The following is a 397-nucleotide window of genomic DNA, read 5'->3' as shown; positions in this document are numbered from 1 at the left end:
CTCCAAGCCCGTGGCCATGATCCCCAACTGCGCGGCCACGCGCCATGCGCATTTCGTGCTGGACGGCTCCGGCCCCGTGTCCCTGGAGGCCCCGTCGCTGGACCTGTGGCCGAAGATCGACTGGGCGCCCGATTACAACAAGAGCCGCCGCGTCAACCTCGACACGCTCACGCGCGAAGAGGTCGCCAGCTGGAAGCCCGGCGACACGCTGCTGCTGAACGGCAAGATGCTCACCGGCCGCGACGCCGCGCACAAGCGCATCCAGGACATGCTGGCCAAGGGCGAGCCCCTGCCGGTCGATTTCGCCAACCGCGTCATCTACTACGTCGGCCCGGTCGATCCGGTGAAGGACGAGGCCGTGGGCCCCGCCGGCCCGACCACGGCCACCCGCATGGAC

At 69.8% G+C, this 397-nt stretch carries 1 protein-coding gene; it reads left to right on the top strand.

The window, feature by feature from the left end; genetic code table 11:
• Nucleotides 1-397, top strand: a 397-nt coding sequence (locus D3227_RS40830) for a fumarate hydratase C-terminal domain-containing protein (protein WP_208646653.1), incomplete at both ends; no start/stop codon positions are given.

This window comes from Mesorhizobium waimense, from assembly GCF_003601975.1.
Classification (GTDB): Bacteria; Pseudomonadota; Alphaproteobacteria; order Rhizobiales; family Rhizobiaceae; genus Mesorhizobium; species Mesorhizobium waimense.
This window is presented reverse-complemented; position numbering and strand designations above follow the sequence as displayed.